This window comes from Streptomyces sp. NPDC001594 (assembly GCF_042893675.1).
Taxonomy (GTDB): Bacteria; Actinomycetota; Actinomycetes; order Streptomycetales; family Streptomycetaceae; genus Streptomyces.
In genome coordinates this window covers 298,525-322,026 of the sequence record NZ_JBIAVB010000009.1, presented here as the reverse complement: position 1 = coordinate 322,026, position 23,502 = coordinate 298,525, and the positions used below count along the sequence as shown (strand labels likewise).

Genomic DNA, 23,502 nt, shown 5'->3' with positions numbered 1-23,502 from the left:
GCAGTAGGTCAACGGGTCGATGGAGCACACATGATGCGGGAGTCTGTCGCTATGCCGGAGGAGTCCGGGAACGGCGCGCACGAGGTGATCGTGGCGATCGGATCGGCGCACCGTCGGCCGGAGGACACCGGCACGGACGGGGCGTTCGACGCGGAGTTCCTCGCGGAGGCCGCCGCGGACCCGTCGGACCCCGTGCCGGCCGGCGCCCTGCCGCACGGGCCGGCCGCGGCGGAGACCTGGTGGGAGGCGCTGGAGGACGCCGGCGCCGTCCCGGCCACGGCCCCGCGCGCCGGCGTCTTCCTCGCCACCCCGGGCGAGCCCGGCGAGCCGGAGCCGGACGAAGCCGCGGCCGCCGCGGTCGGCGCCGTCCTGCGGCTCGCCTCCGGCGAGACCCCGGTGCTGCACGGCCTCCCCACCGCCGCCGGCGCGCTGCGCGCGGCCCACGCCAGCCTCACCCGGGGCGAGACGGCCCTCGCCGTGGCCGCGGGCCCCGGCGTACACCTGCCGGGCGGCCAGGACACCTCGCCCGGCGGCTACGGCGCGATCGTCCTGAAGCCCCTCGCCACGGCCCGGCCCGCGCACGACCGGATCCTGGCCGTACTCGACGCGGACGGCCACTTCACCACCACCGGCCCGCAGACCGAGGATCCCGCCGTACCCGGCCCCGGGGCCGACGCGGTCGGCCGTGCGGCGGGGTCCGGCGCGGACGCCCGTGCCGCCTCCGGCGCCCCCGAGGCCCCCGTGGCCGCCGCGGGACCCGCCGTACTTGGCACCGGCACCGGGGCCGACGCGGTCGGCGGTCAGGACCCGAACACCGCCGGGGCCCCGGAGGGTCCCGCAGCCGTCGGCGCCGGGACCGGTGGCGCCCGGGCCGACCGCCCCGTCGTTGCCGGGGCGGGACCCGGTGCCGTGCCCGGTCCCGCAGCCGCCGGCGCCCCGAACGGGGAGCCGGTGCCGTGGGTCCTCTCCGCCGCCGGGCCCGAGGCGCTGCGTGCGCGGGCGCGGCAGCTGCACGAGCACCTCACCGCGCACCCCGGCCTCGACCCCGCCGCCGTGGGCCGGGCCCTCGCCACCACCCGGCACCGGTTCCCGCACCGCGCCGTGCTCCTCGGCGACGCACCGGACCGCCGCCTCGAAGCGCTCGCCGCCCTCGCCGACGGCGTCCTCCCCGCCGACGCGGTCCGCGGCACCGCCACCGGCCGCCCCACCGCGTTCGTCCTGTCCGGCATCGGCGGGCAGTGGCCCGCGATGGCCGGGGAACTCCTCGACTCCTCGCCGGAGTTCCGTGCCGCCGCCCTGCGCTGCGAGGAGGCGCTCGCCCCCTTCACCGGCTGGCTCCTCACCGACGTGCTGCGCGGCGCCCCCGGCGCCCCCGGCCCGGACACCCCCGACGTCAGCCTGCCCGCCACCTTCGGCGTCCAGGTCGCCCTCGCCGAGACCTGGCACGCCCACGGGGTCCGCCCCCGCGCCTACGCCGGCCACAGCGTCGGCGAGATCGGCGCCGCCCACCTGGCCGGCGTCCTCACCCTGGAGGACGCCGCCCGGACCGTCCACGCCTGGGGCGTGGCCCTCGCCGAACTCGCCGGGCACGGCGGCGACATGCTCGCCGTGAGCCTGCCCGGCCACCTCCTCCAGGAGCGCCTCGCCCCCTGGGCCGGGGAACTCTGCGTCGCCGCCCACAACGGCCCCGGCTCCCACGTCGTCTCCGGTGACGGCGACGCCGTACGCGCCCTGCGCGCCGCACTGGAGGCCGACGGCATCCGCTGCGGCGGCGTCCGCCTCGGCGCCGCCGCCCACTCGCCCCACGTCGACGCCGTCCGCGACCGGCTGCTGGCCGCCCTCGCCGGCCTCGCCCCCCGCGCCGGCCACACCCCGCTCTACTCCTCCGCCACCGGCGGCCTCGTCGACGGCCGCACCCTCGACACCGGCTTCTGGACCGAGGCCCTGCGCCGCCCGGTCCGCTTCGAGCAGACCACCCACGCCCTGCTGGCCGACGGCCACGAGGCCTTCGTGGAGATCGCCCCCCACCCGACGCTGACCGCTGCCGTGCAGGAAACCGCCGCGGCCGCCGGACGCCACGCCGTCACCGTCGCCACCCTCCGCCGCGGCCAGGGCGGTCTCCGCCGCCTGCGCACGGCCCTCGCCGAGGCCTGCGTCCAGGGCATCGACGTCGACTGGGCGCCCGCCTTCCCCGCCGACGCCGCCACGGGCCGCGTCCAGCTGCCGACGTACCCCTTCCAGCGGCCCGCCGCCGGCCGTGCCCCCGCCGCCCGCCTCGCCCTGCTGCCCGAGATCCAACGCGAGCACACCGCCGCCGCCCTCGTCCGCTCCCTCACCGCCGCCCTGCTGGGACTGCCCGGCCCGGACGCCGTCGCCCCCGGGCAGGCCTTCCGCGACCTGGGCCTGGACTCCGTGACGGCCGTCGAACTCCGCGGCCGCCTCAACGAGGCCACCGGACTCCTCCTGCCCCACACCGTCGTCTTCGACCACCCCACCCCCGCCGCCCTGACCCGCCGGGTCCTCGCCGAAGCCCTCGGCACCCACGAGGACCCGGCCGACGCGGACACCACCACCGCCGGCGCCTGGGACGAACCCGTCGCCATCGTCGCCATGAGCTGCCGGCTGCCCGGCGGCACCGACAGCCCCGAAGCCCTGTGGCGGCTGCTCGGCGAGGGCGCCGACGCCGTGTCCGCGCTGCCCGCCGACCGCGGCTGGGACGTCGAGGGCCTCTACGACGCCGAGCCGGGCCGCCCCGGCCGCTACTACCAGCGCGAAGCCGGCATGCTCGCCGAAGCCGCCGACTTCGACCCGGAGTTCTTCGGGATCTCCCCGCGCGAGGCCCTCGCGATGGACCCCCAGCAGCGGCTCCTCCTGGAGACCGGTTGGGAGGTGCTCGAACGCGCCGGCATCGACCCCGCCACCCTCCGCGGCACCCGCACCGGCACCTTCGTCGGCGCCATGAACCAGGACTACGGCCCCCGCCTCCACGAGGCACCCGAGGACATCAGCGGCTACCTGCTGACCGGCAACAGCGTCAGCGTCGCCTCCGGCCGCCTCGCCTACACCTTCGGCTTCGAGGGCCCCGCCGTCACCGTCGACACCGCCTGCTCCTCGTCCCTCGTCGCCCTGCACCTGGCCGCGCAGTCGCTGCGCACCGGCGAATGCTCCCTGGCCCTGGCCGGCGGGGTCACCGTGCTGCCGACGGCCGGCTCCTTCGTCGAGTTCAGCAAGCAGCGCGCGCTCGCCCCCGACGGCCGCTGCAAGGCCTTCTCCGCCGACGCCGACGGTTTCGGCCTCGCCGAGGGTGCCGGCATGGTCCTGCTGGAGCGGCTCTCCGACGCCCGCCGCAACGGCCACCAGGTCCTGGCCGTCGTCCGGGGCTCCGCGATCAACCAGGACGGCGCCTCCAACGGACTCACCGCCCCCAGCGGCCCCGCGCAGCAGCGGGTGATCCGCCAGGCGCTGGCCAACGCCGGGCTGACGGCGGCGGACGTGGACGCGGTGGAGGCGCACGGCACGGGCACCCGGCTCGGCGACCCGATCGAGGCCCAGGCCCTCCTCGCCACCTACGGCCAGGGCCGAGACGCGGACCGGCCGTTGTGGCTGGGCTCCCTGAAGTCCAACATCGGCCACACCCAGGCCGCCGCGGGCATCGCCGGCGTCATGAAGTCCGTCCTGGCCCTCCAGCACGGAGTCCTGCCCCGCACCCTGCACGCCGACGTCCCCTCCCCGCACGTGGACTGGAGCGCCGGACGGGTCCGGCTGCTGACCGACGCCGTGGAGTGGCCCGCGACCGGCCGCCCGCGCCGGTTCGGCGTGTCCTCGTTCGGCATCAGCGGCACGAACGCCCACGCCGTCATCGAAGAGCCCCCCACCGAACCCCGTCCGACCGAACAACCCCCCGCAACCGCCCCGGCCCACGACGCCGCGGCGGGCTCCGGCCCGGCCGGCGGCGCCCCGCCCGAGGCACCCGTCGTGCCCTGGATCCTGTCGGGGCGGAGCCCCGAGGCGCTGGCCGCGCGGGCCGAGGCCCTGCTCGCGCACACCGCCGCCCACCCCGGCCGCCGTCCCGCCGACACGGGCCACGCCCTCGCCACCACCCGTACGGCCTTCGCCCACCGTGCCGTCGTCACCGGGGCCACCGAGGCCGAACTCACCGAGGGCCTGCGCGCCCTCGCCGCCGGCGGCTCCACGCCCCGCACCGTCCACGGCACCGCCGCCGACGGCCGCCGCACCGCCTTCGTCTTCCCCGGCCAGGGCTCCCAGTGGGTCGGCATGGCCGTCGAACTCCTCGACACCTCCGCCGTCTTCCGCGAACGGATCGCCGCCTGCGGCCGCGCCCTGGCCCCGTACGTGGACTGGCACCTGGAGGACGTCCTGCGCGGCGCCCCCGGCGCCCCCGCCCTCGACAGCGCCGACGACGTCGTCCAGCCCGCCCTCTGGGCGGTCATGGTCTCCCTCGCCGAACTGTGGCGCTCCTTCGGCGTCGAGCCCTCCGCCGTCATCGGCCACTCCCAGGGCGAGATCGCCGCCGCCGCCGTCTCCGGCGCCCTCGGCCTGGACGACGCCGCCCGGGTCGTCGCCCTGCGCAGCCGCCTCCTCGCCCGCCTCGCGGGACTCGGCGGGATGGTCTCCGTCCCCGAACCCCTCGCCGACGTCACCCGGCGCCTGGAACAGTGGGGCGAACGCCTCGGCATCGCCGCGATCAACGGCCCCCGCTCCACCGTCGTCTCCGGTGACGCCGACGCCCTCGGCGAACTCCTCGCCGCCTGCGCCGCCGACGGCGTCCGGGCCAAGCGCGTACCCGTCGACTACGCCTCCCACTCCGCCCACGTGGAGCTCATCGAGGCCGAACTCGCCGAGGCCCTCGCCGGCATCACCCCGCTCGCCCCGAGCGTGCCGTTCTACTCCACCGTCACCGGCGAACCCGTCGACTCCGCCACCCTCGACGCCGCCTACTGGTACACCAACCTCCGCACCACCGTCCGCTTCGAGCCGGCCGCCCGCCGCCTGATCGCCGACGGCCACCAGGTCCTCGTCGAGTGCAGCCCGCACCCCGTCCTCGCCATCGGCCTCCAGGAGACCGCCGAGGACGCCGCCGCCACCGTGGACGTCATCCCCTCGCTGCGCCGCGGCGACGGCGGCCCCGCCCGCTTCCTCACCTCCCTCGGCGAGGCCTGGACCCGGGGCGTGCCCGCCGACTGGGCCGCCGCCTTCGCCGGCCTGCGCCCGCGCCCCGTCGACCTGCCCACCTACCCCTTCCAGCGCCGCCGCTTCTGGCTCGACACCGCCGCCCCGGCCGCCCCCGCGACCGGCGCCGGCTACGGCGAGGAGGAGGCGCGCTTCTGGGAGGCCGTCGAGAGCTCCGACGTCCGCGCCCTGACCAGCTCACTGGACCTGGCCCCCGACGCCACCCTCGACACCATGGTCACCCGGCTCGCCGACCGGCGCCGCCGCTCCACCCGGACCGCCCGCATCGACGGCTGGCGCTACCGGATCGCCTGGACCCCCACCGAGACCCGCGCCCGGCGCGCCGGCCGCGCCCCGCTCACCGGCACCTGGCTGCTCGTCACCACCACCGCCCACGCCGGATCCGACACCGCCACCGCCGTCCACGAGGCCCTCACCGCCCGCGGCGCCCGCGTCGAACGCGTCGCCCTCGACCCGGCCGTCCACCCCGGCCGGCAGGACGTGGCCGCCCTCCTCACCGACCGGCTCACCGAGGCCGCCCTGGAGGCCGACGCGGTCACCGGCGTGCTCTCCCTGCTGGCCGAAGACCCCGCCGACGCCCCCGGACACCACGTCCCGGCCGCCCTCGCCGCCACCCTGGCCCTCGTCCAGGCCCTCGGCGACACCGGCGTCGGCGCACCCCTGTGGTGCGCCACCTCCGGCGCCGTCGCCACCGGCCCCGCCGACCCGCCCCGCCACCCCGCCCAGGCCCAGCTCTGGGGCCTCGGCCGGGTCACCGGCGCCGAGTACCCCCAGCGCTGGGGCGGCCTCGTCGACCTGCCCGAAACCCTCGACGCCCGCACCCTCGACCTGCTCACCGGGCTCCTCGCCGAACCCGGCGGCGAGGACGAGGTCGCCGTCCGCGCCACCGGCCTCCTCGCCCGGCGCCTCGTCCGCGCCACCGCCGACGCGGCCGCCCCCACCGGCGAGCACACCCTCGCCCGCCCCCACGGCACCGTCCTGGTCACCGGCGGCACCGGCACCCTCGGCGCGCACGTCGCCCGCTGGCTGGCCCGCTCCGGAGCCGCCCACCTCGTCCTGACCAGCCGCAGCGGCCCCGCCGCCGAAGGCGCCGCCGAACTCCGCGAGGAACTCGCCGCCCTCGGCTGCCGCGCCACCGTCACCGCCTGCGACGCCGGCGACCGCACCGCCCTCGCCGAGCTCCTCGCCTCCCTGCCCGCCGAACACCCCCTCACCGGCGTCATCCACACCGCCGGGGCCCTCGACGACGGCGTACTCGACGGCATGACCACCGACCGGCTGGAACACGTCCTGCGCCCCAAGGCCGACGCCGCCGTCCACCTGCACGAGCTCACCGCCGGCCACGACCTCGACTTCTTCGTCCTGTTCTCCTCCATCGCCGGCACCGTCGGCAACGGCGGCCAGGGCGGCTACGCCGCCGCCAACGCCCACCTCGACGCCCTCGCCCACCAGCGCCGCGCCCAGGGCCTGCCCGCCACCGCCATCGCCTGGGGCTCCTGGGGCAGCGGACGCATGATGGGCCGCCACGCGGAGGAACACCTCACCCGGCGCGGCATCCTCCCCATGCCCGCCGACCTCGGCATCGCCGCCCTGGCCCGCGCCGTGGAACAGCAGGACACGGCCGTCACCATCGCCGACATCGACTGGGAGCGCTTCGTCCGCGCCTTCGCCCACACCGGCCACTACCCGCTCCTGGACCGCCTCCCCGAAGCCCGCGCGATCCTCGACGCCGACGCCACGCCCACCGCGGCGAACGGCCCCGCGGCCGGCGCCGCCGGGCTCGCCGGACAGCTGGCCGGGCTCACCGGGCCCGAACGGCTCCGCGCCCTGGTCGAACTCGTCCGCACCCAGGCCGCCACCGTCCTCGGCCACTTCGGCGCCGACGCCGTCCAGCCCGGGCGGGCCTTCCGCGAGACCGGGTTCGACTCGCTGACCGCCGTCGAGCTCCGCAACCGGCTGGCCGGCGCCACCGGTCTGCGACTGCCCACCACCGTCGTCTTCGACTACCCGAACCCGGCCGAACTCGCCGCCCACCTCGACACCCAGCTCCTCGGCGGCCCGCACGCAGGCCCCTCCGCCCCGGTCACCACCACCCGCCCGGCCGAGGACGAGCCCATCGCCATCGTCTCGATGAGCTGCCGCTTCCCCGGCGGAGTGACCTCCCCCGAAGACCTCTGGCGGATCCTGGCGGAGGGCGAGGACGCCCTCTCCGCCTTCCCCGACAACCGCGGCTGGGACCTCGACTCCCTCTACCACCCCGACCCGCAGCACCCCGGCACCACCTACGCCCGCGAAGGCGGGTTCCTCCACGACGCCGGTGACTTCGACGCCGCCTTCTTCGGCATCTCCCCGCGCGAAGCCCTCGCCATGGACCCCCAGCAGCGGCTCCTCCTGGAGACCACCTGGGAGGCCTTCGAACGCGCCGGCATCGACCCCGCCACCCTCAAGGGCAGCCGCTCCGGCGTCTTCATCGGCTCCAACGGCCAGGACTACGCCTCAGGCCTGCGCCGGGCCCCCGAAGGCGTCGAGGGCTACCTGCTCACCGGCCGGGCCGCCAGCGTCGTCTCCGGCCGCCTCGCCTACTCCTTCGGCCTGGAGGGGCCCGCGCTGACCGTCGACACGGCCTGCTCCTCCTCCCTCGTCGCCCTCCACCTGGCCGTCCAGTCCCTGCGCCGCGGCGAATGCGAACTCGCCCTCGCGGGCGGTGTCACGGTCATGTCCGGCCCCGGCATCTTCGTCGAGTTCAGCCGGCAGCGCGGACTGGCCCCCGACGGCCGGTGCAAGGCCTTCGCCGCGGCGGCCGACGGCACCGGCTGGGGCGAGGGCACGGGCATGGTCCTGCTGGAGCGGCTCTCCGACGCCCGCCGCAACGGCCACCGGGTCCTGGCCGTCGTCAAGGGCTCCGCCGTCAACCAGGACGGCGCCTCCAACGGGCTCACCGCCCCCAACGGGCCCTCGCAGCAACGGGTCATCCGCCAGGCCCTCGACGACGCGGGCCTCGCCCCCGCCGACATCGACGTGGTCGAGGCCCACGGCACGGGCACCCGGCTCGGCGACCCGATCGAGGCCCAGGCCCTCCTGGCCACCTACGGCCAGGACCGTGACGCGGACCGGCCGCTGTGGCTGGGCTCCCTGAAGTCCAACATCGGGCACACCCAGGCCGCCGCCGGCGTCGCCGGCGTCATCAAGCTGGTCCTGGCCCTGCACCACGCGGAACTGCCCCGCACCCTCCACGTGGACGCCCCGACCCCGCACGTCGACTGGTCCACGGGCGCGGTCGAACTGCTCTCCGCCCCCGTGGCCTGGCCCGAGTCCGCCGACCACGTCCGCCGGGGCGGGATCTCGGCCTTCGGCGTCAGCGGCACCAACGCCCACGTGATCATCGAACAGGCCCCCGCCCCGGCCGAGGACGACGACACCGTCGCCGCGGTCCCGGGCGCCGCCCCGGCCACCGACACGGCGCGGACCGCGGTCGCCTGGCTGCTGTCCGCGAAGAACCCCACCGCCCTGCGCGCCCAGGCCCGCCGCCTGCGCACCCACCTCACCGAACACCCCGGGCTCCAGGACGCCACCCCGGCCGACATCGGCCTCTCCCTCGCCACCGGCCGGGCCGCCCTCCAGCACCGCGCGGCCCTCCTCGGCACAGACCGGGCCGAACTGCTCCGCGCCCTGGACACCCTGGCCGACGAGCACACGGCGGACACCGCACCCCTCCTCGTCACCGGCAGCACCGACCCCGCCACCGGCCACGAACCGGGCCGGACCGCCTTCCTGTTCTCGGGGCAGGGGAGCCAGCGCCTGGGCATGGGGCGTGAACTGTACGAGGCCTTCCCGGTGTTCGCGGACGCCTTCGACGCGGTGTGTGCGCACCTCGACGGACATCTGGAACTCCCGCTGCGGGAGGTGGTGTTCGGTGAGGACGCGGGGCTGTTGAACGAGACGCGGTTCACTCAGCCGGCGTTGTTCGCGGTCGAGGTGGCGTTGTTCCGGCTGGTGGAGTCCTGGGGTGTACGCCCTGACTTCCTGGCGGGGCATTCGATCGGTGAGTTCGCCGCGGCCCATGTGGCGGGTGTGCTGTCGTTGGAGGATGCCGCCAGGCTGGTGGCCGCTCGTGGGCGGTTGATGCAGGCGCTGCCGTCGGGTGGTGTGATGGTCGCCGTTCAGGCCTCCGAGGAGGAGGTGCGACCTCTTCTGGCCGGGCTGGAGGACCGTGCGGGCATCGCCGCCGTCAACGGGCCCGCCGCCGTGGTGGTTTCGGGCGCCGAGGACGCGGTGGCGTCGGTCGTGGACCAGCTCACGGCGGAAGGCCGCAAGACGAAGGCCCTGACCGTCTCGCACGCCTTCCACTCCCCGCTGATGGACCTGATGCTCGACGCCTTCCGGGAGGTCGTGGAATCGGTCTCCTTCGAGCCGCCGCAGGTCCCGGTCGTCTCCACCCTCACCGGCCGGACCGTCTCCGCCGACGAGTTCTGCTCGGCCGACTACTGGGTCAGCCACGTCCGTGAGGCCGTCCGCTTCGCCGACGCGGTGACCACCCTCGCCGCCGAGGGCACCGGCACCTTCCTGGAGATCGGCCCGGGCGGGGTCCTGACCGCCCTGACCCAGGAGCTCGTGGACGAGCGGACCGTCACGGTCCCGGTCCTGCGGGCCGACCGTGCCGAGGACCTGGCCGTGACCACCGCCCTGGCACGGCTCCACGTCCACGGCACCCCCGTCGACTGGGAGGCCGTCTTCGCCGGGCGCGGCGCCCGCCGCGTCGACCTGCCCACCTACCCCTTCCAGCGCGAGACCTACTGGCTGCGCGTCCCGGCCGCCGCCGACCCCACCGCCATCGGTGTCAGCGACACCGAACACCCCCTTCTGGGCGCCACCGTCGTGCTCCCGGACGGCTCCGCCGTGCTCACCGGCCGGCTCTCCCTGGCCACCCACCCCTGGATCGCCGACCACACCGTCTCCGGAACCGTCCTCGTCCCCGGTACCGCCTTCGTCGAACTGGCCCTGCGGGCGGGGCAGGAAGCCGGCTGCGCACACCTGGAGGACCTCACCCTGGAGGCCCCGCTCGTCCTGCCCGAACACGGCGGCGTCCAGCTCCGCCTCACCGTCGGCGCCCCCGACCCCGCGGGCCGCCGCGCCCTGGAGCTCCACTCCCGCCCCGAGGACCCCGCCACGTCCGCCGACTGGACCCGGCACGCCGGCGGCACCCTGACCCCCGAACCGCCGGCGGCCCGGCCCCAGGCTGCGCCCGAGCTCGCGGCCTGGCCCCCGCACGGAGCCGAACCCGTCGCCACCGACCACCTCTACGAGCTCCTCGACGACCTGGGCTTCGGCTACGGGCCGGGCTTCCGGGGCCTCACGGAGGCCTGGCGGCTCGGCGACTCCCTGTACGCGGCGGCGGCCCTGCCCGCCCCCACCGCGCCCGACGCGGGCGCGTTCGGACTGCACCCGGCCCTCCTCGACGCCGCCCTCCACGCCTCCTGGCTCGGCCTGCTGTCCGGCACGGCCACCGGCCAGGGCCTGCTCCCCTTCTCCTGGAGCGGGGTCACCCTGCACGCCACCGGCGCCCCCGCCGTACGCGTCCGGCTGACACCGGCCGGCCCGGACACCGTCTCCGTGCTAGTCGCCGACACGGCGGGGCAGACCGTGGCCTCGGTCGACGCCCTCGTCCTGCGCCCGGTCTCCGCCGACCGGCTGCGCGCGGCGGCGGCCCCCCGCACCGACAGCCTCCTCCGGCTCGACTGGACCCCCGTCCAGGTGCCCGCCGACACCCCCGAACCCGACTGCGTGGTGGCCCTCGCCGGCCCGGACCCCGACGCGGCACCGCAGAACGCCGCCGAAGCCGTACGGGCCACCGCCCACCGGATGCTCGCCGTGATCCAGCAGTGGCTCGCGGAGGAGCACCCGGACGGGACCCCGCTCGTCGTCGTCACCCGCCACGCGGTCGCGACCAGCCCCGCCGAGCGGGCCGCGCTGGACCCGGCCCAGGCCGCCGTCTGGGGCATGCTCCGCACGGCCCAGTCGGAGAACCCCGGACGCTTCGTCCTCCTCGACGTGGAACCGGGCGCGGACCCGTCCGCCGGACCCGGCCGGGAGGCCCTGCGGGCCGCCCTGGCCACCGGCGAACCCCAGCTCGCCGTGCGCGGCGACACCGTCCTGCTGCCGCGCCTGGCCCCCCACACCGGCCGCCCGGCCGACGAGACCCCGCAGCGCCAGGGCTTCCCGGCCGAAGGCACCGTCCTGGTCACCGGAGCCACCGGCACCCTCGGCCGGCTCGTCGCCCGCCACCTCGTCACCGAGCACGGCGTCCGCCACCTCCTGCTCACCGGCCGCCGGGGCCCCGCGGCCGAAGGCGCGGCCGCGTTCGAAGCCGAACTCACCGCCCTCGGCGCCCGGGTCACCACCGCCGCCTGCGACGTGGCCGACCGCCCCGCCCTGGCCGGGCTCCTCGCGACGGTCCCCGCCGAGCACCCGCTGACCGCCGTGGTCCACGCGGCGGGCGTCACCGACGACGGCATCGTCGCGGCCCTCACCCCGGACCGCGTCGACCACGTGCTGCGCCCCAAGGTGGACGCCGCCCTCCACCTGCACGAGCTCACCCGCGACACGGACCTGTCCGCGTTCGTGCTGTTCTCGTCGGTCTCCGCCACCCTCGGCGGCGCCGGCCAGGCCAACTACGCGGCCGCCAACGCCTTCCTGGACGCCCTCGCCCAGCAGCGCCACGCGGCCGGCCTGCCCGCCGTGTCCCTGGCCTGGGGCCTGTGGGCCGACGGCAGCGGCATGACCGGCAAGCTGGACTCCGCCGACCTCGCGCGGATCCGCCGCATGGGCCTCGCCGCCATGGACGCCGCCACCGGCCTCGCCCTGTTCGACGCCGGATGCGCGGCCGGAGCCGACGTCCTCTTCCCGGCGCCGCTGGACCACGCGGGACTGCGCGTCCAGGCGGCCGAGGGCAAGGTCCCCGCCCTGCTGCGCGGGCTGGTCAAGTCCCCCGTCCGCCCGGCCCACAGCGGCCCCGGCGCCTCCGCCGCGGCACCCGCCGAGCGCGCCTCCGCCCTGGCCACCACCCTGCACGGCCTCCCCGAGGCCGAGCAGGACCGCGTCCTGGGCGACCTCGTACGCGCCCAGGTCGCCACCGTCCTCGGCCATGCCTCGCCCGACCAGGTCGAGCCCGAACGCCCCTTCAAGGACCTCGGCTTCGACTCGCTCACCGCCGTCGAACTGCGCAACCTGCTGGGCGCCGCCACCGGCACCCGACTGCCCGCCACCCTGGTCTTCGACCACCCCACCCCCCTGGCCCTCACCCGCCACCTGCGCACCGAGATCCTCGGCGCCGCCCCCGACGCGGCGGATGCCGCGACTGCGGTTCAGGTGGCGGCTGTCGACGATCCGATCGCGATCGTGGGGATGAGTTGCCGGTATCCGGGTGGGGTGCGTTCCCCGGAGGATCTGTGGCGGTTGGTTTCCGAGGGTGGTGACGCTGTCGGCGGGTTCCCGGTGGACCGTGGCTGGGCGTTGGAGGGCCTGTTCCATCCGGATCCGGATCACGCGGGGACGAGTTATGCCCGTGAGGGTGGGTTCTTGTATGAGGCGGGCGAGTTCGACGCCGCTTTCTTCGGGATCTCGCCGCGTGAGGCGTTGGCGATGGATCCGCAGCAGCGGTTGCTGTTGGAGACGTCGTGGGAGGTGTTCGAGCGGGCCGGTATCGACCCGGCGTCCCTGAAGGGCTCGCGGACCGGGGTGTTCGCCGGCGTCATGTACCACGACTACGGCTCCCGGCTCTCCGTCGCCCCCGAGGGCTTCGAGGGCTACCTCGTCAACGGCAGCGCGGGCAGCATCGCCTCCGGCCGCGTGGCCTACACCTTCGGCCTGGAAGGGCCGGCGGTGACGGTGGACACGGCCTGCTCCTCGTCCCTCGTCGCCCTGCACCTGGCGGCGCAGGCGCTGCGCCAGGGCGAGTGCTCGATGGCCCTGGTCGGCGGCGTGACGGTGATGGCGACCCCGAACATCTTCGTGGAGTTCAGCCGCCAGCGCGGGCTGGCCGCCGACGGCCGCTGCAAGGCCTTCTCCGCCGGCGCCGACGGCACCGGCTGGGCCGAGGGCGCGGGCATGCTGTTGGTCGAGCGGCTCTCGGACGCCCGCCGCAACGGTCACCAGGTGCTGGCCGTGGTCAAGGGCACCGCGATCAACCAGGACGGCGCGTCGAACGGCCTGACCGCGCCGAACGGTCCCGCGCAGCAGCGGGTCATCCGCCAGGCGCTGGCCCAGGCCGGTTTGTCGGCGGCGGACGTGGACGCGGTCGAGGCACACGGGACGGGCACCACGCTCGGGGACCCGATCGAGGCCCAGGCCCTCCTCGCCACCTACGGGCAGGACCGCGACGCGGACCGGCCGCTGTGGCTGGGCTCGCTGAAGTCCAACATCGGGCACACGCAGGCCGCGGCCGGCGTGGCGGGCGTGATCAAGATGGTCGAGGCGATGCGTCACGGGGTGCTGCCGAAGACCCTGCACGTGGACGAGCCGTCGCCGCACGTGGACTGGTCGGCGGGGGAGGTGCGGCTGCTGACCGAGGCCCGGGAGTGGGCGGAGCAGGCGGGCCGTCCGCGCCGGGCGGGTGTCTCCTCCTTCGGCGTCAGCGGCACCAACGCCCATGTCGTCCTCGAACAGCCCGCGACGCACGAGGCCCCGACCGCGGGCACGCCGGCCCCGGACCGGGCCGTCGTCTGGCCGCTGTCCGCCAAGGACCCGGCGGCGCTGCGCGCCCGGGCAGGACACCTCCTCGCGCACCTCACCGCCCACCCCGACCTCCGCCCCCTGGACGTCGCCCTGTCCCTCGCCCCGCGATCCGCCCTGGACCTCCGGTCCGCCGTCGTGGGCACACACCGGGAGGAACTGGTCGAATCCCTGGAGGACTTGATTGCGGGCCGACCCACGGCCACAGCCTTCCGGCGGGGGGAGACCCCCCAGGGTGCGTCCGTCGGCGGCAGCCGGGTGGCATTCCTGTTCTCGGGGCAGGGGAGCCAGCGGCTGGGCATGGGGCGTGAACTGTACGAGGCCCTCCCGGTGTTCGCGGACGCCTTCGACGCGGTGTGCGCACACCTCGACGAGTATCTGGAACTCCCGCTGCGTGAGGTGGTGTTCGGCGAAGACGCGGACCTGCTGAACGAGACGCGGTTCACCCAGCCGGCGTTGTTCGCGGTCGAGGTGGCGTTGTTCCGGCTGGTGGAGTCCTGGGGCGTGCGTCCCGACTTCGTAGCCGGGCATTCGATCGGTGAGTTCGCCGCGGCCCATGTGGCGGGCGTGCTGTCGTTGGAGGATGCCGCCAGGCTGGTAGTGGCGCGTGGTCGCTTGATGCAGGCGCTGCCGTCGGGTGGTGTGATGGTCGCCGTTCAGGCCTCCGAGGAGGAGGTGCGACCTCTTCTGGCCGGGCTGGAGGACCGTGCGGGCATCGCCGCCGTCAACGGGCCCACCGCCGTGGTGGTTTCGGGCGCCGAGGACGCGGTGGCGTCGGTCGTGGACCAGCTCACGGCCGACGGCCGCAAGACGAAGGCCCTGACCGTCTCGCACGCCTTCCACTCGCCGCTGATGGACCCGATGCTCGACACCTTCCGGGAGGTCGTCGCATCGGTCTCCTTCGAGCCGCCGCAGGTCCCGGTCGTCTCCACCCTCACCGGCCGGACCGTCTCCGCCGACGAGTTCTGCTCGGCCGACTACTGGGTCAGCCACGTCCGTGAGGCAGTCCGCTTCGCCGACGCGGTCGACTGCCTGGCCCTCGAAGGGGTGCGGACCTACCTGGAGATCGGCCCCGGCGGCGTCCTGACCGCCCTCGCCCAGGAGCTCCTCGACGAGCGCGCCCTCAGCGTCCCCGTCCTGCGCGGCGACCGTGCCGAGGACCTGGCCGTGACCACCGCCCTGGCACGGCTCCACGTCCACGGCACCCCCGTCGACTGGGAGGCCGTCCACGCCGGGCGCGGCGCCCGCCGCGTCGACCTGCCCACCTACCCCTTCCAGTACGAGCACTACTGGCTCGACGCCCCCGCCGCCACCGGGGACGTCGCCGCCGCCGGACTGGCCGGCGCCGGCCACGCGCTGTTCGGTGCCACGGCTCTGCTCCCCGACGGGGCCGGCGCCCTCCTCACCGGGCGGCTGTCCCTCGCCACCCACCCCTGGCTGGCGGACCACGCCGTCTCCGGCGTGACCCTGCTGCCCGGCACCGCCTTCCTGGAGATGGCCGTACGAGCCGGTGACGAACTCGGCTGCGGCCGGATCGAGGAACTGACCCTCGCCGCACCCCTGGTCCTCACGGAACAGGGCGCGGTCCAGCTCCGGGTCGTCGTCGGAGCCGAGGAAGAGGCCGCGGAGCGGCGGCCGGTGAAGATCTACTCCCGTGCCGAGGCCGACGGGGACGACTCCTGGACGCGTCACGCGACGGGCTTCCTCGTCCCCGACACCGACCGCACCCCGCCGCAGCCGGACGGCGACGCGTGGCCCCCCGCCGGCGCCACCGCCCTGGCCCTCCAGGACTGCTACGACCGGCTGGCCGAATCCGGCTTCGACTACGGCCCGGTGTTCCAGGGGCTGCGCGCCGTCTGGCGCCGCGGGGACGAGGAGCTGTTCGCCGAGGTCGCACTCCCCGAAGGGACGCCGGTCGACGGGTTCGCCGTGCACCCCGCCCTCCTCGACGCCGCCCTCCACGCCCTGAGCGTCGGGGAGTTCCCCGGCGGCGACCACACCGGCCGGCTCCCCTTCGCCTGGAACGGCGTGAGCGTTTACGGCAGCGGTGCCGAGACCCTCCGTGTCCGCCTGACCCGGGCCGCGTCCGGGCCGGACGCGGTCGAGCTGCGGATAGGCGACGACCGGGGACGGCCCGTCGCCTCGGTCGACGCGCTGCTCCTGCGCACGATCACCCCCGAGCAGCTCGCCGGGGACGACGAGGCCGCGCGGGGCGGTGCGGGCCTGCGGGACGCCCTGTTCCGGGTGGCGTGGGAGACGTGCGAGCCGGCTTCCGGGCCGGAGGGTGCCGCGCCGGTGTGGTGCGAGCGCCTCGTCGACCTCGACGGGAGCGCCGTGCCCGAGACGGTCGCCGTCGCCCTGGCCTCGCCGCCCGAGGACGCGGGGGAGGGGGCGGCACCGGCCTCCGTGACGCGCCGCGCACTGGAACTCGTCCAGGAGTGGCTGCGCGAGGACCGGTTCGCCGCCTCGCGACTGGTGATCGTCACGCGCGGCGCGGTCGCCACCGGAGCCGGCGCGAGCGCCGTGGACCCCGCCCAGGCGGCCGTCTGGGGCCTCGTACGCTCGGCCCAGTCGGAGAACCCCGGCCGGTTCCTGCTGGTGGACGCCGAAGGAGACGGCACGGCCCTGCTGTCGGCGGCCGTGGCCTGCGGCGAACCGCAGGTGGCCCTCCGTGACGGGGCCCTGCTCGTCCCGCGGCTCGTCCGGGCCGACGACGCGGCCCGGACGCAGAAGGACGCCCCCGCGCCCTTCACGGCCGACGGAACGGTACTGATCACCGGTGCGTCGGGCACGCTCGGGCGGCTCGTCGCCCGCCACCTGGTCACCGCGTACGGAGTGAGGCACCTGCTGCTCGCCGGCCGCCGGGGCCAGGACGCCCCCGGGGCGGCCGAGTTCGAGCAGGAGCTGAGGGAACTGGGCGCCGAACCACGGACGGTGGCCTGCGACGTGGCGGACCGCGCCGCACTCGCCGCCCTGCTCGCGACGGTTCCCGCCGCGCATCCGCTGACCGGCGTGGTCCACGCGGCCGGGGTCACCGACGACGGAACCGTCGCCGCCCTCACCCCCGACCGGGTCGACCGGGTGTTCCGGCCGAAGGCCGACGCGGCCCTGGGCCTCCACGAACTGACCCGCGACGCCGACCTGTCCGCCTTCGTCCTGTTCTCCTCCGCCGCCGGCACCCTCGGCAGCGCCGGACAGGCCAACTACAGCGCCGCGAACGCCTACCTCGACGCCCTGGCCGAATCCCGCCGGGCCCAGGGGCTGCCCGCGGTGTCCCTCGCCTGGGGCCTGTGGGCCCAGAGCAGCACGCTCACGGCCGGGCTGGCCGCGGCCGACCGGCACAGGATCAGCCGCTCCGGGCTGATCGCCCTGGAGGCGGCGGAAGGGCTCGCCCTCTTCGACGCCGCCTGCCGTTCCGAGCGGCCCGCGCTGGTCCCGGTCCGCCTGGACACCGCCTCGCTGCAGACCCAGGCCCGTGCGGGCACCCTGCCCCCGCTGCTGCGGAAACTGGTCCGCACCTCCGTACGGCGCAGCCTCGAAGGCGCCCCGCGGACGGGCGCCGGGCAGACCACACAGGCCGACCGGCTCGCGGCTCTGCCCCGGGGGGAGCGGTACGCGTTCGTCCTCGACCTGGTGCGCACCCGGGTGGCAGCGGTACTCGGCCACGCGTCCACCCGTTCGGTGGCGGTGGACCGGCAGTTCAGGGACCTCGGTTTCGATTCGCTGACCGCCGTCGAGCTGCGCAACACCCTCAACTCCGCCACCGGGCTGCGGCTGCCGGCGACCCTCGTCTTCGACCACCCGACCCCCGACGCACTCACCCGCCTGCTGCTGACCGAGCTGCTGGGTCCGGACGCCGACGCGGCGGATGCCGCGACTGCGGTTCAGGTGGCGGCTGTCGACGATCCGATCGCGATCGTCGGGATGAGTTGCCGGTATCCGGGTGGGGTGCGTTCCCCGGAGGATCTGTGGCGGTTGGTTTCCGAGGGTGGTGACGCTGTCGGCGGGTTCCCGGTGGACCGTGGCTGGGCGCTCGATGCGCTGTACCACCCGGATCCGGACCATGCGGGGACGAGTTATGCCCGTGAGGGCGGCTTCCTTTACGGGGCGGGCGAGTTCGACGCCGCCTTCTTCGGGATCTCGCCGCGTGAGGCGTTGGCGATGGATCCGCAGCAGCGGTTGCTGTTGGAGACCTCGTGGGAGGTGTTCGAGCGGGCCGGGATCGACCCGGCGTCCCTGAAGGGCTCGCGCACCGGGGTGTTCGCCGGCGTCATGTACCACGACTACGGCTCCCAGCTCGGCGGGACCGTACCCGAAGGGCTCGAAGGACACCTCGGCATGGGCACGTCCGGGAGCGTCGCCTCTGGCCGGCTCTCGTACACCTTCGGCCTGGAAGGCCCGGCGGTGACGGTGGACACGGCCTGCTCCTCGTCCCTCGTCGCCCTGCACCTGGCGGCGCAGGCGCTGCGGCAGGGCGAGTGCTCGATGGCCCTGGTCGGCGGTGTCACCGTCATGGCGACGCCGAACACCTTCGTGGAGTTCAGCCGCCAGCGCGGGCTGGCCGCCGACGGCCGCTGCAAGGCCTTCTCCGCCGACGCGGACGGCACCGGCTGGGCGGAAGGCGTGGGCATGCTGCTCGTGGAGCGGCTCTCCGACGCCCGCCGCAACGGTCACCGGGTGCTCGCGGTGGTCCGCGGCTCGGCGATCAACCAGGACGGTGCGTCGAACGGCCTGACCGCGCCGAACGGTCCCGCGCAGCAGCGGGTCATCCGCCAGGCGCTGGCCCAGGCCGGTTTGTCGGCGGCGGACGTGGACGCGGTGGAGGCGCACGGGACGGGCACCACGCTCGGGGACCCGATCGAGGCCCAGGCCCTCCTCGCCACCTACGGGCAGGACCGCGACGCGGACCGGCCGCTGTGGCTGGGCTCGTTGAAGTCCAACATCGGGCACACGCAGGCCGCAGCCGGCGTGGCGGGCGTGATCAAGATGGTGGAGGCGATGCGCCACGGCCTCCTTCCCAAGACCCTGCACGCCGACGAACCGTCCCCCCACATCGACTGGTCCACCGGATCGGTACGACTGCTGAACGAGGCCCGCGAGTGGGCCGATGACGGTGGCCGTCCGCGCCGGGCGGGTGTCTCCTCCTTCGGCGTCAGCGGCACCAACGCCCACGTCGTCCTGGAGCACGTACCGGGCGCGGAGCCCGAGCCGGCCGCGGCCGGCACCGCCGCTGATGAACCGGGTGCGGTCGCCTGGGTGCTGTCGGCCAAGGACGAGACCTCCCTGCGGGGCCAGGCACTGCGCCTCGCGGCCCACGTCACCGGGCACCCGGCCCTCGGGCTCGCCGACATCGGGCGGTCACTCGTCCTGTCGCGCGCCTCGATGGAGCTGCGCGCCGCGGTCGTGGGCACCGGCCGGGAGGAGCTGCTCGCGGGCCTGGAGGCCCTCGCCGCGGGCCGTTCGGCGCCCGGTGTCGTACGGGGCGCAGCCGAGCCCGGCGGCCCCGCCGACGGGCGCGGAACCGCGTTCCTCTTCTCGGGGCAGGGGAGCCAGCGGCTGGGTATGGGGCGTGAACTGTGCGAGGCCTTCCCGGTGTTCGCCGCCGCTTTCGACGCGGTGTGCGCCGCTCTGGATCCGCACCTGGAACTCCCTTTGCGGGAGATGGTGTTCGGCGAAGACGTGGAGTTGCTGAACGAGACGCGGTTCACTCAGCCGGCATTGTTCGCCGTGGAAGTGGCGTTGTTCCGGCTGGTGGAGTCCTGGGGGGTGCGTCCCGACTTCGTGGCGGGGCATTCGATCGGTGAGTTCGCCGCGGCTCATGTGGCGGGTGTGTTGTCGCTGGAGGACGCGGCGAGGTTGGTGGCGGCGCGTGGGCGGTTGATGCAGGCGCTGCCGTCGGGCGGTGTGATGGTCGCAGTCCAGGCCTCCGAGGAGGAGGTGCACGGGCTGCTGGCCGGGCTGGAGGACCGTGCGGGCATCGCCGCCGTCAACGGGCCCACCGCCGTGGTGGTTTCGGGCGCCGAGGACGCGGTGGCATCGGTCGTGGACCAGCTCACGGCCGACGGCCGTAAGACGAAGGCCCTGACCGTGTCGCACGCCTTCCACTCCCCGCTGATGGACCCGATGCTCGACGCCTTCCGGGAGGTCGTGGAATCGGTCTCGTTCGAGCCCCCGAAGGTCCCGGTGGTCTCCACCGTCACCGGAGGGATCGTCTCTGCCGAGGAGTTCTGCTCGGCCGACTACTGGGTGAACCACGCCCGCGAGGCCGTCCGCTTCGCCGACGCCGTCACCACCCTCGCGGACGAAGGGGCCGCCACCTTCCTGGAGATCGGGCCCGGGGGAACCCTGACCGCCCTCACCGCGGAACTCCTCGACGAGCGGGCCGCCACCGTCGTCCCCGTCCTGCGCGGCGACCGTGCCGAGGGCCTGGCCGTCACCACCGCCCTCGCCCTCCTCCACGTCCACGGCACCCCCGTCGACTGGGCGGCCCTCCACACCGGACCGGCCGGCCAACCCGTCGACCTGCCCACCTATGCCTTCCACCACCGGCGCTACTGGCTCGACCCGGTCGCACCGGCCGGCGACGTGGCCGCCGCCGGGCTCGTGGACGCCGAACACCCCTTCCTGGGGGCCGCCGTCCCCCTCGCCGACGGCCAAGGGGCCCTCCTCACCGGCCGGCTGTCCCCGGCCACCCACCCCTGGCTCACCGACCACACGGTCATGGACACCGTCCTACTGCCCGGCACCGCACTGGTCGACCTGGCGCTCCGCGCGGCCGACGAGGTGCGCTGCGACCGAGTGGACGAACTGACCCTCGGCGCGCCCCTCCTGCTCCGGGAGGACGGGGCCGTACAGGTCCAGGCCGTCGTCGGCGGCGCCGACGCGACCGGCCACCGTACGGTCGGCGTCTACTCCCGCCCCGAGACCGCCGACGCCACCGAGCCGTGGACCTGCCACGCGACCGGTGTGGTGTCCGTGGGCGCCCGGGGGCCGCTGGAGGACTCCGCCGCCGCATGGCCGGTCCCCGGGGCCGAGCCCCTGGACACCGGCGGCGCGTACGAGGCCCTGGCTGCCCTCGGCTTCGGGTACGGGCCCGTGTTCCAGGGCCTGCACGGGCTGTGGCGGCGCGGCGACGAGGTGTTCGCCGAGGTACGGCTGCCCGAGGAGACCGCCGTCGCCGGTTTCGGCGTCCACCCGGCCCTGCTGGACTCGGCCCTCCACGCGATCGGGCTCGGCGGCCTGCTGCCCGACGCCGGCCGGGGCCGGATCCCGTTCGCCTGGAACGGGGTGACCGTCCACGCCACCGGCGCCCGCGTCCTGCGCGTCAGGATCGCCCCGGCCGGGCCCGACGCGGTGTCCCTGCTGGCCGCCGACGAAGCCGGCCGTCCCGTGGCCTCCGTGGACTCCCTGGTGCTGCGGCCCGTCTCGGCGGAGCAGCTGGCCCGGGCCGGGCGGGCGGACGGGTCGCCGGACTCGCTCTACCGGATCGACTGGACCCCCCTTCCCCTCACCCCGGAGGACCCCGTGAACGGTCCGCGCGAGCCGTGGACCCTCGTCGGCGGCGACGACGGTCTGCGCGCGGCGCTGGAGGAGTCCGGCCTGGACGTCGTCTTCCGCACCGGTCTGGCGGATCCGGCCGACGGAGCCGGGCGCCCGGCGCCCGCCGTCCTCCTCGCGGCCGTCGCCGTGGAGCCGGACCGGGACGACCCCGTGGCCCGCGTCCACGCCACGGCCCACCGCACCCTGGCGCTGCTCCAGCGCTGGCTCGCCGACGGCCGGTACGCCGATTCCCGGCTGGCCGTGCTGACCGCCAACGCCGTCGCGGCCGGGGGCCCGGGGGAGGAGGAGCGGGACAAGGAGGTGGACCCGGCGCAGGCCGCCGTCTGGGGGCTGGTGCGTTCGGCGCAGGCGGAGCACCCGGGGCGCATCGTCCTCGTCGACCTCGACCGGGACCCGGCGTCCGCCCGTGCCCTGCTCGCACTGGCCGCCCTGTCCGCCCCGTCCGCCCTGTCCGGCCCGCCGGTCCCGGGCGAGGAGCAGTTCGCCGTCCGCGGCGGAACGGTCCTCGTCCCCCGGCTCGCCCGGACCGGGCAGCCGCCCGCCCCCGGCGAGGCCGCACCCGCCTTCACCGCGGACGGCACGGTCCTCGTCACCGGCGCCTCCGGCCTGCTCGGCCGGCACGTCGCACGGCACCTGGTGACCGGGCACGGGGTGCGCCACCTGCTGCTCGCCAGCCGCCGGGGCGCCGCCGCCGAGGGCATGGCCGAACTGGAAGCGGAGCTCACCGCCCTGGGAGCCCGGGTCACGGTGGCCGCCTGCGACGCCGCCGACCGCGCGGCGCTCGCCCGGCTGCTGGGCTCGGTACCCGAGGGACACCCCCTGAACGGTGTGGTGCACGTGGCCGGTGTGACCGACGACGGGATCCTCACCGGTCTCACGCCGGACCGGATCGACCACGTCTTCCGCCCCAAGGTGGACGCCGCCCTGCACCTGGACGAGCTCACCCGCGACCTGGAACTCTCCGCCTTCGTCCTGTTCTCCTCCGCCGCCGGAGTCTTCGGCGCGGCGGGCCAGGCCAACTACGCGGCGGCCAACGCCTTCCTGGACGCCCTCGCCCGCCAGCGCCGGGCCGCAGGCCTGCCGGCCGTGTCCCTGGCCTGGGGGCTGTGGGAGGAGAGCAGCAGCATCACCGGCCGGCTGACCGAGGCCGACCGGGGCAGGATGGCCCGCAGCGGCGTACTGCCCCTGGGCACCGAGGAGGCCCTCGGCCTCTTCGACGCCGCGACGGCCCACACGCGGAGCGCGCTCGTCCCGGTCCGCCTGGACCAGGCGGAGCTGCGGCGGCAGGCGGCGGCCGGCACCCTGCCGGCCCTGCTCACCTCCCTGGTCCGCCTCCCGGCGCGGCGCCCCGCCGCCGGCGGGGGAGCTGACCCGGCGGCCGGCCCGTCCGGCACCGGCGGAGGGGACCTGGCGGCCCGGCTGTCCGGTTTGGCCGGGGCCGAACGGCGCACCCTGGTCCTGGACCTGGTGTGCGAGCACGTGGCCGCGGTCCTGGGCCTCGCCTCGGCCCGGGAGGTGCGGCCCGGCCAGGCGCTCCGCGACCTCGGCTTCGACTCGCTGACCGCGGTCGAGCTGCGCAACCGGCTGGGCAGGGACACCGGGCTGCGGCTGTCGTCCACGCTCGTCTTCGACTACCCCACCCCCGCCGAACTCGCCGGCCACCTGGAGGCCGAGGCCGCACCGGCCGACGCGGACGTCACCGGGCTGCTCGCCGAACTCGACCGGGTCGACGCGCGGTTGCGGGGCACGGAGACCGCCGACGCGGACCTGCGCGAAACCGTCACGGCGCACCTGCGCCGGCTGCTGGACCGGTGGGCCGCGCCCGCCGGCCCGGAGGAGGCGGACGGCGCCGCCGGCGTCGCGGACGGCCTCCACACCGCGACGGACGACGAGATGTTCGACTTCATCGGCAAGGAGTTCGGGATCTCCTGACCCGCCCGGGTGCTGGGCCGCGCGCCCCGCACCCGCCCCTCCCGGCCGGCTCCGGCCCCCATCCCTCCCCCC

The 23,502-nt window shown here is 76.1% G+C and carries 1 protein-coding gene; it reads left to right on the top strand.

Annotation, left to right across the window (positions count from 1 at the left end):
• The first annotated feature begins 51 nt into the window (after nucleotides 1-51).
• Nucleotides 52-23,430, top strand: a complete 23,379-nt coding sequence (locus tag ACFY0O_RS20190) for a type I polyketide synthase (protein WP_388948161.1) — start codon at nucleotides 52-54, stop codon at nucleotides 23,428-23,430.
• Nucleotides 23,431-23,502 lie beyond the last annotated feature (72 nt).

Excerpts from the sequence above, each read along its gene's own strand:
- ACFY0O_RS20190 (WP_388948161.1), top strand. The coding sequence starts at position 52 with ATGCCGGAGGAGTCCGGGAACGGCGCGCACGAGGTGATCGTGGCGATC.